The sequence below is a fragment of the Pseudomonas sp. yb_2 genome (assembly GCF_043103905.1).
GTDB lineage: Bacteria > Pseudomonadota > Gammaproteobacteria > Pseudomonadales > Pseudomonadaceae > Aquipseudomonas > Aquipseudomonas alloputida.
On sequence record NZ_JBICKH010000052.1, the window covers coordinates 84,959 to 99,900 of the forward strand.

Annotated in this window: 14 protein-coding genes; 7 read left to right on the forward strand and 7 right to left on the reverse strand. The window is 64.0% G+C overall.

Features of this window, described 5'->3' with window-relative positions; genetic code table 11:
* The first annotated feature begins 36 nt into the window (after positions 1 to 36).
* The 5 genes from dkgB (at position 37) to ACF8FB_RS12355 (ending at position 5,528) form a co-directional block, all read left to right on the forward strand.
* A complete protein-coding gene (dkgB, locus tag ACF8FB_RS12335; RefSeq protein WP_010953327.1) occupies positions 37 to 840 on the forward strand; it encodes a 2,5-didehydrogluconate reductase DkgB in 804 nt (267 codons plus the stop codon).
* A 20-nt stretch (positions 841 to 860) separates the two neighbouring features.
* Positions 861 to 2,033, forward strand: coding sequence for an MFS transporter (locus ACF8FB_RS12340; protein ID WP_049587587.1), 1,173 nt, complete (start codon positions 861 to 863; stop codon positions 2,031 to 2,033).
* Positions 2,034 to 2,195: 162 nt separating this feature from the next.
* Positions 2,196 to 3,428: an MFS transporter gene (locus tag ACF8FB_RS12345; RefSeq protein WP_392511398.1), complete on the forward strand. Its 1,233-nt coding sequence runs from the start codon at positions 2,196 to 2,198 to the stop codon at positions 3,426 to 3,428.
* Positions 3,429 to 3,464: 36 nt separating this feature from the next.
* Positions 3,465 to 4,238 carry an AraC family transcriptional regulator gene (locus tag ACF8FB_RS12350; protein WP_392511399.1) on the forward strand — a complete coding sequence of 258 codons (774 nt, stop codon included), beginning with the start codon at positions 3,465 to 3,467 and terminating at the stop codon, positions 4,236 to 4,238.
* Between the two features lie 141 nt (positions 4,239 to 4,379).
* Positions 4,380 to 5,528 carry a M14-type cytosolic carboxypeptidase gene (locus tag ACF8FB_RS12355; RefSeq protein WP_010953323.1) on the forward strand — a complete coding sequence of 383 codons (1,149 nt, stop codon included), beginning with the start codon at positions 4,380 to 4,382 and terminating at the stop codon, positions 5,526 to 5,528.
* 76 nt (positions 5,529 to 5,604) lie between these two features.
* Here ACF8FB_RS12355 and ACF8FB_RS12360 read toward each other — a convergent pair whose 3' ends face one another.
* From ACF8FB_RS12360 to ACF8FB_RS12390, 7 genes are all read right to left on the reverse strand, one after another.
* Positions 5,605 to 6,576, reverse strand: a complete 972-nt coding sequence (locus tag ACF8FB_RS12360; RefSeq protein WP_392510365.1) for a spore coat protein U domain-containing protein — start codon at positions 6,574 to 6,576, stop codon at positions 5,605 to 5,607.
* Complete coding sequence (locus ACF8FB_RS12365; RefSeq protein WP_350298816.1) at positions 6,573 to 8,870, reverse strand: fimbria/pilus outer membrane usher protein; 2,298 nt, start codon at positions 8,868 to 8,870, stop codon at positions 6,573 to 6,575. Before ACF8FB_RS12365 ends, ACF8FB_RS12360 begins: the two co-directional genes overlap by 4 nt.
* A 108-nt stretch (positions 8,871 to 8,978) precedes the next feature.
* Entirely contained in the window at positions 8,979 to 9,755 is a 777-nt protein-coding gene (locus ACF8FB_RS12370; RefSeq protein WP_049587580.1) for a molecular chaperone, read from the reverse strand.
* Between the two features lie 40 nt (positions 9,756 to 9,795).
* Entirely contained in the window at positions 9,796 to 10,299 is a 504-nt protein-coding gene (locus ACF8FB_RS12375; protein WP_010953319.1) for a spore coat U domain-containing protein, read from the reverse strand.
* Positions 10,300 to 10,302: 3 nt separating this feature from the next.
* Positions 10,303 to 10,836 (reverse strand): spore coat U domain-containing protein, encoded by a 534-nt coding sequence (locus ACF8FB_RS12380; RefSeq protein WP_010953318.1) that lies wholly within the window; start codon positions 10,834 to 10,836, stop codon positions 10,303 to 10,305.
* A gap of 18 nt (positions 10,837 to 10,854) precedes the next feature.
* Positions 10,855 to 11,391, reverse strand: coding sequence for a spore coat U domain-containing protein (locus ACF8FB_RS12385; RefSeq protein ID WP_010953317.1), 537 nt, complete (start codon positions 11,389 to 11,391; stop codon positions 10,855 to 10,857).
* A gap of 30 nt (positions 11,392 to 11,421) precedes the next feature.
* A complete protein-coding gene (locus tag ACF8FB_RS12390; RefSeq protein ID WP_350297632.1) occupies positions 11,422 to 11,949 on the reverse strand; it encodes a spore coat U domain-containing protein in 528 nt (175 codons plus the stop codon).
* Positions 11,950 to 12,217: 268 nt separating this feature from the next.
* Here ACF8FB_RS12390 and ACF8FB_RS12395 point away from each other — a divergent pair, with 268 nt between their 5' ends.
* Positions 12,218 to 14,464 carry an ATP-binding protein gene (locus tag ACF8FB_RS12395; protein ID WP_392511400.1) on the forward strand — a complete coding sequence of 749 codons (2,247 nt, stop codon included), beginning with the start codon at positions 12,218 to 12,220 and terminating at the stop codon, positions 14,462 to 14,464.
* Between the two features lie 15 nt (positions 14,465 to 14,479).
* Positions 14,480 to 14,941: a response regulator gene (locus ACF8FB_RS12400; RefSeq protein WP_003250360.1), complete on the forward strand. Its 462-nt coding sequence runs from the start codon at positions 14,480 to 14,482 to the stop codon at positions 14,939 to 14,941.
* The last annotated feature ends 1 nt before the right edge of the window (position 14,942 follow it).

The window sequence follows — 14,942 nt, forward strand, 5'->3', positions numbered from 1 at the left end:
CACCACATGATCCTCCCCCTATTCAGGAGCAACCCCATGAGCGTTCCTTCCTTCGGCCTCGGCACCTTCCGCCTCACCGGCCAAACCGTCATCGACTCGGTCAAGTCTGCCCTGGCAGTCGGCTACCGTGTCATCGATACCGCACAGATCTACAAGAACGAAGCCGAAGTCGGCCAGGCCATCGCCGAAAGCGGCGTGCCGCGCAGCGAGCTGTTCATCACCACCAAGATCTGGGTCGACAACTACGCCGCCGACAAGCTGATCCCCAGCCTGCGTGACAGCTTGCAGAAACTGCGCACCGACTACGTCGACCTGCTGCTGATCCACTGGCCAGCGCCGGGCAACGGCGTAGAACTGCCCGAGTACATGAAGGCCCTGGCCGACGCCAAGCAGCAAGGCCTGGCTCGCCAGATCGGCGTTTCCAACTTCAACATCGAGCTGACCAGGCAAGCCATTGCCGTGGTCGGCAAAGGGGAAATCGCCACCAACCAGATCGAGCTCAGCCCCTATCTGCAGAACAGCAAGCTGACCGCGTTCCTCAAGGAACAAGGGATCACCGTGACCTCGTACATGACCCTGGCCTACGGCAAAGTGCTAAAAGACCCGGTACTGGCCCAGATCGCCGCCAAGCACAAGGCTACCGTCGCCCAGGTTGCCCTGGCCTGGGCCCTGCAACTGGGCTATGCCGTGATCCCGTCGTCGACCAAGCGTGAAAACCTGGCCAGCAACCTGCTTGCCCGTGGCCTGACGCTGGACACCGACGACATGGCACGCATCGCCAAGCTGGAGCGCAACGGCCGCGAGGTCAGCCCTGACGGCCTGGCGCCAACCTGGGACTGACACCGATGACTGCTCAAACAATGAGACCCGGCCGCGTGCTCTTCGCGTTGGCCATTGGTGCCTTTGGCATCGGCACTACCGAGTTCACCCCGATGGGGCTGCTGCCGGTCATCGCCCAGGGCGTGGAGGTGAGCATCCCCAGCGCCGGCATGCTGATCACCGCCTATGCCATTGGCGTGATGGTCGGCGCGCCGATCATGACCCTGCTGTTCAGCCGCTTTGGGAAGCGCGCTGCGCTGATGGCGCTGATGGCCATCTTCACCCTTGGCAACCTGCTGTCGTCACTGTCGCCGGACTACTACACCCTGCTCGCCTCGCGACTGGTCACCAGCCTCAACCATGGTGCGTTCTTCGGCCTGGGAGCCGTGGTGGCAGCCAGCGTGGTGCCCAAGGAGAAACAGGCCAGCGCCGTGGCCACCATGTTCATGGGCCTGACGATCGCCAACATCGGCGGCGTGCCGGCTGCCACCTGGATCGGCCAGCAGATTGGCTGGCGCATGGCATTTGCCGGTACCGCCGTACTCGGCCTGCTGGCCATGGCCGCACTGTGGTACGCCCTGCCCAAGGGTGAACGCGGCAGCGTGCCGCATGTGCGCAAGGAACTGGCGGTCATTGCCCGCCCCAGCGTGCTGCTGGCAATGGCCACCACCGTGCTCGGTGCCGGTGCCATGTTCACCTTGTACACCTACGTGGCGCCGGTGCTGGCCGAACTGACCGGTGCCTCGGACGGCTTCGTAACCTTGGGACTGGTACTGATCGGGGTTGGCTTCACCCTTGGCAACAGCTTGGGTGGCCGCCTGGCCGACTGGTCGCTGGATGGCGCGGCGAAGATCTTCCTCGCCGTGCTGGCGCTGATCATGCTGGCGATGCCCCTGGTACTGGGTAGCCACATCGGCGCTGCCATCGCCCTGCTGGTCTGGGGCATGTTCACCTTCGCCGTGGTACCGCCGCTGCAAATGCGCGTCATGACTGCCGCCATCGAGGCGCCAGGCCTGGCGTCGTCGATCAACGTGGGTGCGTTCAACCTGGGTAACGCCGTGGGCGCGGCGCTGGGTGGTGCGGTTATCAGCCTGAACCTGGGCTACGCCGCCGTGCCGATGGCCGGAGGTGTGCTGGCAGCTGCGGGGCTGTTGCTGGTATGGCTGGGCGGGCGCCACAAGGTCGCCGGCAAGACCGCAGCCGATATGGCCTGAAGGCAATCATCTGCAGGAGCGCCTCCGTTCTCCTGACAGGCTGTGGGCACGGATGCCCGAAACGCGACATTGGCTGCCTGTTCGGCGTGAGACAGGCAACCTCGGCACTGGATAACCTGCTGCGGCGACGCCTTGCTCCCTTGCCATAGAAGAACCTTGCCCATGACAACCTCCGCCGCCTCCGTAGCCGCCGCCACGCCTGCCGACCAGCCTCAGGGCTTTGTCGTGCGCATCGTCGGTGCTGCTGCATTCGCCCACCTGCTCAATGACCTGATTCAAGCCGTACTGCCGTCGATCTACCCCATGCTGAAAAGCGATTTCGCGCTGAGCTTCGCCCAGATCGGCTGGATCGCCTTGGTCTATCAGGTGACCGCTTCCCTGCTGCAACCCTGGGTCGGCATGTTCACCGACAAGCACCCACAACCCTACCTGCTGCCTGCCGGCATGTTGGTAACGCTGGTGGGCATCGCCCTGCTCGCCTTTGCCGGCAGCTATGAAATGCTGCTGGTGGCCGCCGCCGTGGTCGGCGTGGGTTCGGCCACCTTTCACCCAGAGGCCTCACGGGTGGCCAGAATGGCTTCCGGCGGGCGCTTCGGTACCGCGCAATCCACCTTCCAGGTCGGCGGCAATACCGGCTCGGCCCTCGGCCCGCTGCTCACTGCTGCCATTATCATTCCGCACGGCCAACCGGCCATTGCCTGGTTCATGCTGGCCGCTGCGCTGGCTGTTCTGGTGCTACTGCGGGTGACGGGCTGGAGCGTGCGCCACGGCCAGGCCCGGCTCAAGACCTTCGCGGGCCAACAGGCCCCCGGCCTGTCGCAGGGTGCCATGTGGCGCGCTGTGGCGGTGATCGCCGTGCTGATGTTCGCCAAGTTCGTCTACATCGCTTCGTTCACCAACTTCTTCACCTTCTACCTGATCGAGCATTTCGGCCTGAGTGTGCAGCACAGCCAACTGTACCTGTTCGTGTTCCTCGCAGCCGTTGCGCTGGGCACCTTTGCCGGCGGCCCGGTGGGTGATCGCATCGGGCGCAAGGCCGTGATCTGGGTCTCGTTCCTCGGCGTGGCACCGTTCGCCCTGGCCCTGTCCCATGCCAACCTCGCCTGGACAGCCGTACTGGCGGTGGCCATCGGCCTGGTGATGTCCTCGGCATTCGCTGCCCTGGTGGTGTATGCCCAAGAGGCGGTGCCAGGCCGGGTCGGCATGGTTTCGGGGGTGATGTTCGGGCTGATGTTCGGCATCAGCGGTGTGGGTGCAGCCGGCCTGGGCGCACTGGCCGACCGGCATGGCATCGAATGGGTGTACCAAGCCATCGCGTTCCTGCCGCTGCTCGGGTTGGCCACCGCCTTGCTACCGGCCACCCGCTCGCAGGCCCGCCCTGGCCGTTGCTGCTAAAGTGGCGCTGCCAGGCTGCTTCGATACGAGGTCACGATGGTAAAGCCGCAACGTGAACTGCTGGTGGAGGTCGATGAGTGGACCTGGGAAGTGGGTAGCCGTGCGACCGACTACCCAAGCGACTGGTTCATCGAGCCCCATAGCCACACCAAGCATCAACTGATCTATGCCATCAAAGGCCTGATGATCGTCGAGTCCGGAAACGAATGCTGGACGGTGCCACCCAGCCGAGGTGTGTGGATGCCTTGCGGCCAGGTGCATGCCATTCGCTGTGTCGGCGACGTGAAGATGCGCAGTGTGTTCGTGCGCAGCGACGCGGCAACCGGCCTGCCCCTGCAGAGCAAGGCCATCAGCATCTCGCCCTTGCTCAGCGAACTGATCAAGGCCTCGGTGGGGTTCACCGCACCGTTTGCCGAGGACTCGCGCGAAGCCCGGGTCATGCGCCTGATCCTCGACGAAATCTGCGTACTGCCGACCTTGCCGCTGAAGCTGTCGCAGCCCAGCGACCAGCGCCTGCGGGTGATCTGCACGGCATTGCATGAACGGCCCGAGGATAACGCCACCGTTGCCGACTGGGGCCTGCGACTGGGGGTGGACGAAAAGACCATCCAGCGGTTGTTCCGCAAGGAAACCGGCATGACCTTCGGCCAGTGGCGCCAGCAGGCGCGGCTGATGCAGGCACTGGACCGGATTGCCTTGGGCGAGCGAATCATCGATGTGGCGGGGGCCTTGGGCTATGACAGCCCAAGTGCCTTCGCCAGCATGTTCAAGCGCCAGTTCGGTACCACGCCCAGTCAGTTCTTCAGATAACCTGAAGTCCACGCATTTGCCGGCACTGGCCCGCCGCATACGGGCTGTCCGCTGACGGCTCGCCCTGCCTGTTCTTGCACAGCATCCCCGCCAAGCCGTATACAGTACCCCTACAACAATGCCCGCAAAGGAGCCCGGCACATGACCGTGACGCTGTCCCCCCTGCAGATCGACTGCGATTTCGACTCCGGCAACATACAGGTACTGGATGCCAGCAACCCGGCCCAGGTACACCTGGCCATTCGCCCGGACACCCACAGCGGCCACTACCAGTGGTTCCACTTCAAGGTCAGCGGGCTCACACCGGGGCAGGTCCATCGCTTCAGCCTGGACAACGCTTCTGGCTCCTCGTACAAGAATGCGTGGAGCGGCTACAACGCTGTGGCCAGCTACGACCAGCAGCGCTGGTTCCGTGTGCCAAGCCAGTTCGACGGTACGGCGCTATCGTTCGAGGTGAAGGCTGAACAGGACCAGATCTGGTTCGCCTACTTCGAGCCCTACCCGCGTGCCCGCCACAACCAGCTGATCGAACGTGCCTGCCAACTCCCGGGGGTCGAGTTGCTGGCCAGCGGCCGCAGTGTCCAGGGCCGTGATATCCCCCTGCTGCGGGCAGGCGACGGTGCCGAAGGCAAGCGCAAGCTGTGGCTGATTGCCCAGCAGCATCCGGGCGAGCACATGGCCGAATGGTTCATGGAAGGCGTGATCGACCGCCTGCAGGCCAACGATACGGTGGTCGAGCAATTGCTGGCCAAGGCCGACCTTTACCTGATCCCCAACATGAACCCCGACGGCGCCTTCCTCGGCCACCTGCGCACCAACTTCAAGGGCAAGGACCTCAACCGCGCCTGGCAGGACGCCAGCGTCGAATTCAGCCCGGAAGTGTTCTTTGCACAGGCGCAGATGAAGCAGTACGGTGTGGATGCCTTCATCGACGTGCACGGTGACGAAGAGATCCCCCACGTGTTCACGGCCGCATGCGAGGGCAACCCGGGTTACACCCCTCGGCTGGCCAAACTCGAAGAGCAGTTTCGTAGCACCTTGTGCAGCCTGACTCGCGACTTCCAGACGGTGCATGGCTATACCCGTGACGAGCCCGGACAGGCGAACACGACGCTGGCCTGCAATGCGGTGGGCATGGCCCATGACTGCCTGTCACTGACGCTGGAAATGCCGTTCAAGGACCATGACGACGCGCCCGATGCCGTCACCGGGTGGTCGGGGGCGCGCTCCAAGGCACTGGCCGGGGCGGTGCTGGAGACCTTGGCCAGCATGGTTGGCGATTTGCGCTGAACCTCGCCTTGCGCAGCCCCTGCGGGAGCAGCCCGTCGCGACAGGCGGCGGCTGCTTCGGGGGTATTGACCGCCGTTCAGAACTGCACATCCAGTATCACACTGTCGGTGTAGTTCGCAGCCGGCGGTGTCGCCTGATCGGTATAGACCTTGGCGTTGTAGTTGAACACCTGGCTACCCGTGCCGGTACCTACGCCGGGGTTGATGTCGGCATCCGTACTGGAACGCCTGGCAGCCCCGGACGCCCCCCAGCGCACGGTGCCGGCACTTTTGAAAATGTCATAGGCCAGGTAGTTGTTGGCCGAAGACTTCATCCGCCGCCGCCCACCGGACACGTTCTGCCCGTCACCCAGCCCTACCGTGTAGCTGCTGCCCTTGGTGCATGACACGTTTATGCCCTGGCTCACCGTGCCGAACCCCGCCACCACCGGCGCACTGGCGAAGCTGATGTCAGGCGTGGTGATCTGGCAATCGTTGGTCACCGTCAGGCTCACGTTCAAGAGCTGGCTACCCGAGCCGATGTCGCGCCCAAGGCATATCCCCAACGCGCCAATCCCCGAACAATAATCCCAGCTCCAGGCCACGGTCAGGGCCTCTTGATACAACCCGGCCGCGACATTGCTGCCAATCTGGGTGCGCATATAGATCGGCACCGCCTTGGGCGTGGTACCGCCGAGCAGCCCCAGCAAGTCGAGGATGCCGTTGCGGGCGAAGTCGTAGGCCACACCCCGGGTAATCGGGTAGCGGGTGGTGTTGTCGGCATACAGCGTGTAGGGAATGACATCGCCTGTCGGGCCGACCAGCCCACCCGAGGCGGGCGTGATCGTGGCGTAGAAATGATCACCGCTGCTGAGCAAGGTCAGCAGCGAACCGGTGCACTGCAACCCCGAGTTGAGGCTGGAAGCCGTCTGTACCGTGTTGCGAACCTGCGTTGAATTAAGGCTGCCAAACGCTGCCGGCAACGTGGCCACCGACGAGCAAAGCGCCAAGGCCGTGCCGCTCGGCAACAGCAGCACGCTCGCCACCAGGCCCCGCCGCCAGGCATTCATCGGCACACCAACGGACCAATCAAAGGGACCGAGCCTTGCGCCTCGGGCAGGTCGAACGCCACTTCGCAATGCCCACCCCCTTCAAGCGCCACCTGAAGGCGGTTATGCGACGACAGGTTCTCCAGATACACCAACCCGTCCCACCCCACCACCGCCTGGGTGCCACTCTCTGCGTGGGTAACACGGCTACCCAGTTTGAGCACCTGCTGATTGCCATCCACCAATTCGATACTGGCCGCCATGACGCGCTTGAGGGGGAACTCCAGCAAGTAGCCACTGCCCCGTCGTACCGCCACACGCTGCTCAACGTCCGGCGCGAGGACATCCGGTGGCAGGTTCATCGGATCGATCTCGTACTTGCCCCGGTAGTAACCGCTGCTGTAAGGCACCAGCAAGTGCCCCTTGGCATCGGTACGGCCGATTTCCTGGTTTTCATAACGCACCGGTACATCGGCGTAACCTGCGGTGCTGACCACCACGAAGGCATCATCGATACGGTTGGCGGCGAACACGCCGGCATCCATCCACACCAGAGAACCACTGGCGTCGGCCCAGCGGGTCATCTCGCCGCTGCTGCCATACGTACCGGCCTGCAATTGCACCGATTGCAGGCGCCAGGTGACGTCGGCCTGGCGATAGGCATCACGGTCGCTGCCTGCGGCATAGCCCAGGTTGTAACCGACGCCGACACCGGCTGGCACCGCACGGCTGTAGTTGACCCGTTGCAGGGTCTCGCCTTCATTGCTGCGTTCCATGCTCAGCGCCAGGGTGCCGTGCAGGTCGAACGGGATCACCAGCTGCGCCTGCACCGCCCACTGGCTGTCCCCCACTTCACGGTTGGCCGACAGGTACACACTGCTGCTGCCCCACAGCGGCTTGCTGTAGCTCAGGTTGATCAACCGGGTACGCGTACCGTCACCGGCGCGCACATCGAAGTAGCCAGCGCCAATGCTGCCGTACTCGTTCAGGTTGACACTGAGGGTGACCTGTTCGCTGCTTTTGCTCAGTTGCATGTCCGGGGAGCCCACCCGGCTCAGGTCGGCATAATCGCCATGGCGTTGCAGGCGTTGGTAACCGAAGCCGATGCGCTGGCTGTTGTATTGGTAGCCAAGGGCGACCTGGTGGCCCTTGTCGCCCTCGAACCGGCTTTGCGCCAAGGCAGCGTTGAGCACGCCGAAGTTGCCCACGCGCATGTTGCCGCCCAGCCCACCCAGCATCAGCGACTCCGCCGTTTCGGCGTGGGTTTCCAGGGTGAACATGTCACTGAGCCCATAGCGCAGGCTGCCCGAGGCAATACCCGGCCCATAGCTGAAATCGCGTACACCGTAATCACGGCGCAGGCTGCCGGCGGCCACCGAGTAGTCCGACAGGCCCTTCTGCAGCAGGCTGCTGGTGACGTAGAACGGCAAGGTGGTCGACACCTGCCGGCCAAGGGCATCAGTGGTGACCACCACCGCCTCCCCGGCACCGTTGATGAACGGCACGTTGGTGAGGGTGTACGGGCCTGGCTGCAGTTCAGTGGTGCTGGACTTGAAACCGTTGATGAACAGGTCGAGCGACGTCGGCACCGCCGCTTCGCCGGCGAACGCAGGCAACGGGTAAGTGACAAGATCCGGACGCGCCGCGAAGTCGCGTGACAGCTGCACTCCGCCCACCCGTACCGAACTGCTCCAGGGCAAGGCGCCCGTCACGAAGTCACCGGCTTCGTAGGTCAGCAGGCGCTGCTCGTCTGTAAAGCGCCAGGTGGTGTCGTAACGCATGAAGCCACGGCGGGTATCGTCCGCCTGTGCGCCATTGAAAGACTGACGCCACTGCCCGGTACTGGAAAAGGTACCCCAGCTGTCGAACAGGCGCAGCTCGTTCCAGGCGGCCAGGTAGGTACCGCCTTCATCGGTGTCGTTGATATACAGGTCGTAGTTGAACAAGGCGCCGAAACTGCTGCGCGCATCGCTGGCCGGGTAAAGGTTGCGATCACCCACTTGCTGTTCTGGCAACCAGGCTGGCGGCACCTGCAGCAGCAGGCGCTGGTTCTGACTGTCGTAGTCGGTGTGCAGCCCCGCGATGCTGTCCAGGGCCACCTCCCCCTGGGGGTTGCCCGGCAGCGAGACGCCGGCTGCACGCAATACGTCGCTGTCCAGGTACAACCGCCCGGCCCGCTGCTGCACCGGTATCAGGTCAACCCTGGGCATCTGGTTCACCACCAGGTCGAGGTAAAGGGTGGCCTCGGCGATGGCGGACATCTCCGTGGGCGGTGGGGGCAAGTCGTCGGCCAGTACCAGCGCGGGGCTGACCATGGCCAGCCCCAGGCACCAGCGGCACGTCGTCGCCGGGAGCCATTTCACACACGGTTTCCAACCATTGCCGGGTCCTCCCTGGCCCCTGCACTTCATTCGGCCGTTGGCTCATTGGCCTTGGCGGATGGCGTCCGCCGAGTGTTGACCATTGACCCTGCCCTTGAGCACGCTGCCGTTGCCGGATGCCACGGGAGCCGGCCAGCGCATGCTTGCCCCCGGCAGCACATAACCCAGCAGGCCTTCAGCCAGTGGCTTGCTCTGGCTGCCTTGCTGCACGACCACATCGGTCAGCCGCGCATGTACCGGGCCCGTGTTACGCAGTTCAATGTAGGGCTTGCCCTGCACCGTCACCGGGCGCCAACTGAGCTGCGGCTTGCCCACGCCCTCGGCATTGCGTCTGCCGTCAGGGTCGGCCTTGCCCCACAGCCCTTCGCCATAGACGAACAGCGGCACCGAATAGCGCATCTGCAATCGAATGGCCGCCGTCGCGCCGGGCTCGGCCTTGTCGACCGGGATGGCGGGCGGAATCTCGTCGATGATGATGCGGTAGGCCTGCTCCTGGCCGGCGGGTGAAGGGCCGGTACGGGTCAGGCGGATCAGTTGCTTCTGCCCGGGTGCAATGTTGGCGACCGGCGGGCTGCCGATAATCTCGCGCTGCGCCTGGAACTGCTCCTGGTAATCACCCTGGCGCCAGGCGAATACCCGCACCTGCAGGTTTGCCGGCGCAGTGCCGCGGTTTTCCAGCCACAACGCACCCGCCTTCTGGTCGGCCTCCAGCACCGGGTCGATCGGCCAGATCAGCACCGAAGTGGCCGCCCAGGCCGGCAGGCTTGCCAGCGACAATAATCCAGTCAATCCACGCGTCCACTTCGCGCCTGCCCGCATGCAGCTCTCCTTAGACACTTGTCATGGGTGGCGCTGGCCGTTACCAGGTCACCGTCACTTGCACCACATCGGTGTAGGTCCCTGCCGGCTGCGTGCCGGTCAGCTGAACCCGCCCGTACACCGGTAGCTTGATCGCCGTCGGGTCGGAATAGCTCACCGCCACGCTCTGACCGATCCCCAAGGCCTGGCTATAGGCGGCGTCCCGGTACAACTGGTAGGCCAGCACTTGCGTGCCACTGGTGCGCTTCAGGTTGCGTGTGCCACTGGCACTGTTTTGCCCGCCGTCCAGGCTCATGCTCATGGCCACGCCCGGGGTGCACTGGAACGTCACGGTAGAACCACCCAGCGATGTGCTGAGCAGCCCCGTGGACAGCGCCGACTGCGAGCCATAATCGAGCGTGCCGTAGCTGGTGACACCCCCCACCACCAGGCACCCGGCGACAACCTGCGCCGTCACAGTGAAGGTACTGGTAGTCACTGCCCCCAAAGGAGCGGCCAACAACACGCTGACGCCAGTCAGGCCTCCTGCCAGCCAGCCGCGCATGGGTCAGAACGACAGCTCGACCGAGATCGTGTCGCTGTACACCCCTGCGGGCAGGCCCGGCTTGCCGACGGCCTTGCCATAAAGGTTGACCGTCTGAGCGGCGCCGGTACTGGTCGGCAGGGTGATGGTGTCGTCGACCGCCAGCAGCGCCGTACGCCCCGCGTCGGTATAGAGGTCGTACGGTACAAAGTTGCCAGAACCATCGGCGAGCGCACGGGTGCCACCGCTCGACTGGCCATCATGCAGGCCTGCACTCACTTTGATCACAGGTACCGTACCTGCAGAGCACAGGATGCTCATGGCGCCTCCCCCGCCTCCCAGCACCTGGGCATCGGCGGTGACGAACAAGGCATCCTCGGTACCGAAGTCCAGGGCACCGAAGTCAAGCCCCGACGTGCCCGACGTGCCATTGACCTGGCAGGCCGCAGTCAGCGTCAGGGTCGAGCTGATACTCCCTGTCACCGTGGCCGCCTGGGCCTGGGAAGCCAACGCCAGGCCCAGGCCTGCGAGGACGCAATATGAAAGGTTCGTTCGCATCGGAGTCTCCTTGCGTGGTTACCAGTCCAGGGTCACTCTGAGGGTGTCGCGGTAAAGCCCGGCCGGCAGCGCACGCGGTTGCGCCACGACCACACCGTAAATGGGAATCGGTACTTGCTGGCTGCTGCTAATGGTGAAGGCCCGTGCCTGGCCGACGCCGTAGCGGCTGTTGCCGCCTGGGTCGACCGCCAGCTGATAAGGAATCAGCTCACGGCCGTTGCTCAGGCGGCGAATGCCATCGTCGCCATTGAGGCCACCATTGATACGCACGTTGAAGGCCCGAACCTCAGGCGTGCAACTGATCTGCAGGCTACCCTGACCGCCCACTTCGTCCACCTGGCTGCGCAACGGCTGGTCCCAGTTCGGACCGCGCTCGCCAAAGTCCAGTACGCCTGGGTCACCCAGCACGGCCGGTTGCGTCTCGTTGCTGCTGATCTGGCAAGACGCGCTGATCACCAGTCGCGCCTGGATGAAACCGGTGGTGCTGCCATGCACGGCACCGCCGGGGACCAGCAGCGGGCCGAGGGTGAGCAACAGGATCGAAGTGCGGCTCATGGCATGGCGTCCTTGTGCATGGTGGCGTCCTTACCAGGTGACGGTGACTTTCAGCAGATCGGCATAAACCCCTGCATCCGGCACCCAGGCCAGTTTGTCGATACGTGCATATAGCGGCAATTCAACCGAACCGCTGCCCGGCACACGCGCCGACTGGGCTACCCCCACCGCCAGCGGCTTACGCCAGGCAGCGTCACGGTACAAGCGGTAAGGAATGGGCCGCGCCTGGCGATCGTCGCTGGCCAGGTAGCGCAGTTCGCCGACGCCACCATGCTGGCCACCGTCGACGCGCACCTGATAGGGCGTATCCGGGTTGCACTCCAGGCGCGGCGGACGCTGGCTCAGCAGCACACCACTCAAGGGCGCGCCAGGGCCATCCAGGCGCGCCGTCGCCCCTAGGTCGATACGTCCCAGGGCCTGAGCTCCCGCATCGCGGGTCTGGTTGACCAGCATGCAGCCACGCTGCACCAGTACCCGCACTTCCACGAGAAAATCCGCCGCCACGGTACTGCCGCTGAACAACAGGCCGAACAGCGCGGCCAGCATGCGCTCCGTCACCTTGTTATCCTTATCGAAACGTCCTGAACTGAGCGTAGCAGTGAGGCGGCGCAGCCGATGTGGCATAAAGCCATTTTTTTTGTATTAGCGACAAAGCGATACCGTGGCATCAAAAAAAGCCTGTACCGCACAGAACCCGTGGCCACCCCGTGCCTCCAATGGCCAGGAGCCGGTAAATTTGCCGGGATTCTGTTAGGGTGAATCGTATTCGTCCCGCGCCAGACACCTGTGCCGTACACGGACGGACATGACAGGAGCTTTTTCAATCATGACTGCAGACAACTCACTGGCAGACGCCATGGAGCGCTGTGCCCAGGAACCGATCCAGGTTCCGGGCAGCATCCAGCCTCACGGCTTTCTGCTGGTGCTGGATGCCACCGACCTGTGCGTGCTGCAGGCCAGTGAAAATGTCGAGCACTGGTTGGGCTTGCCAGCCCGTGAACTGATCGGTTGCCACTTCGCCGACCTGGTTCACGAGGGCTTTGACCTGCACGCGCACCTGACACGGCTTCCCGAAGATGAAGTCTTCCCCTTCCACATTGGCGACGTGCGCTTGCGCCAGGGCGCACCCATCAGTGCCATGCTGCACATGCTGGTACATTGCCACGATCAGGTACTGATTGCCGAGTTCGAACCACCCCGACTGCCAGCAGACCTGGTCGGGCAAGGCGACTACTACCCGTTGGTGCGCAGCTTTGTTGCCAGTTTGCAGATAGCCAGCAGTATCGAAGACCTGCTGCAGCAAACGGTGTTGCAGCTCAAGCGGATCACCGGCTTTGGGCGGGTCAAAGCCTACCGTTTCGATGCCGAAGGCAATGGCCAGGTGCTGGCCGAGGTAGTCGACCCCGGCTACCCCAGCTACGCAGGCCTGTGTTTCCCGGCTGCAGACATCCCGCGCCAGGCGCGCGAGCTGTACCGGGTCAACCGTATCCGCGTGATCGAAGATGCCAACTATCAGCCCTCGCCACTGCTGCCCGCTACCAACCCGCGCACCGGCAAGCCGCTGGACATGAGTTTTGCTGCGCTGCGTAGCGTATCGCCCGTGCACCTGCAGTACATGCGCAACATGGGCACGCTGGCTTCGATGTCGCTGTCGATCGTGGTTGACGGCCAGCTGTGGGGGCTGATTTCCTGCCACCATCAGCAGCCACGCCCGGTGGACCTGCGCACCCGCACGGCCTGCGAGCTGTTGGCCAGCGTGCTGTCGTTGCAGATAGAGTCCCGCGAGTCCCATGCCAGTACGCGCAAGCTGTTGACGCTGCGCCAGCACATCGTACGCATGATCTCGTCCATGGCCGACCACGACAGCGTAAGTGACGGCTTGCGCGACCTGCCTGAAGTGCTGCTGGCCTTCGCCGACGCGCAGGGCGCGGCAGTGATCTCGGCCGAGCGCTGTGACCTGATCGGCCAGACCCCGCCTGAAGCCCAGGTGACGGCGCTGGTGCACTGGCTAGGCCAACGTGACGAAGACAAGGTATTCCATAGCGACAACCTGCGCCGCGACATCACTGAGCTGCCCGAGCTGGCAAACCATGCTGGCGGGGTGCTGGCGGTGGCCATCTCGCAGATCCACTCGCACTACCTGCTGTGGTTCCGCCCCGAGCAGATACGCACGGTCAACTGGGCCGGCCAGCCGACCAAGCAGGTCGGGCCACAGGGCAACCTCGACCCGCGGCACAGTTTTGAACGCTGGCAGGAAGAACAGCGCGGCTATAGCCAGGCGTGGGACCCGCTGGTGATCGAGGGCGTGATAGAGTTGCGCGCCGCGGTACTGGGCATTGTCCTGCGCAAGGCCGAAGAACTGGCACAACTGGCTGGCGAGTTGCGCCGTTCCAACAAGGAGCTCGAAGCGTTTTCCTACAGTGTTTCCCACGACCTGCGCGCACCGCTGCGGCACATCGCCGGCTATACCGAACTGCTTGGCGAAATCGAAGGCCAGGGCCTGAGCGAACGCGGCAAGCGCTTCCTCCAGCATATCGGTGAAGCGGCGCACTTTGCCGGCAGCCTGGTCGACAACCTGCTCAACTTCTCGCAGATGGGCCGCTCGGCCTTGCGCCTGTCTGATGTCGACCTCAACGCCCTGGTCGAGGCCATTCGCAGCGAGCTGGCCCCCGATTACGAAGGCCGCGCAATCGTTTGGGACATCGCCACACTGCCCAAGGTGATCGGCGACCCGGCATTCATCAACATGGCCTTGCACAACCTGATAGCCAATGCCATCAAGTACACTCGCGGCCGTACGCCTGCTCGCATCGAGATCAGTGCCGTACAGCACCCTGAAGAAACCGAGGTCTGCATCCGCGACAATGGCGTGGGCTTCGACATGGCCTACGCCAACAAGCTGTTCGGCGTCTTCCAGCGCCTGCACCGCATGGAAGATTTCGAAGGCACTGGCATTGGCCTGGCGAGTGTACGCCGCATCATCGAGCGCCACGACGGTCGAGTCTGGGCCACTGGCCAGGTCGACCAGGGCGCCAGCTTCCACTTCACCCTACCCCGTAACATTGTTACCTGAGGCACCGCAACCATCATGCTCAAGCCCATTCTGCTGGTCGAAGACAACCCCCGAGACCTGGAGCTGACCCTGCTGGCCCTGGAGCGCAGCCAGTTGGCCAACGAGGTCATCGTGCTGCGTGACGGCGCCGATGCGCTCGACTATCTGCTGCGCCGCAACGCCTATGCCGAGCGCGATGACGGCAACCCTGCCGTGCTGTTACTCGACCTGAAACTGCCCAAGGTCGACGGCCTGGAAGTGCTCAAGGAAGTGCGCGCCACCGCAGAGCTGCGCAGCATCCCCACCGTGATGCTCACCTCGTCGCGCGAAGAGCCCGACCTGTTGCGTGCCTACGAGCTGGGGGTAAACGCTTATGTGGTCAAACCCGTGGAGTTCAAGGAATTCGTCACCGCCATCTCCGACCTCGGGGTATTCTGGGCAGTGCTAAACGAACCGCCACCCGGCTCACTGCGACTGAACCGTCGCGGTAGCAACTGAG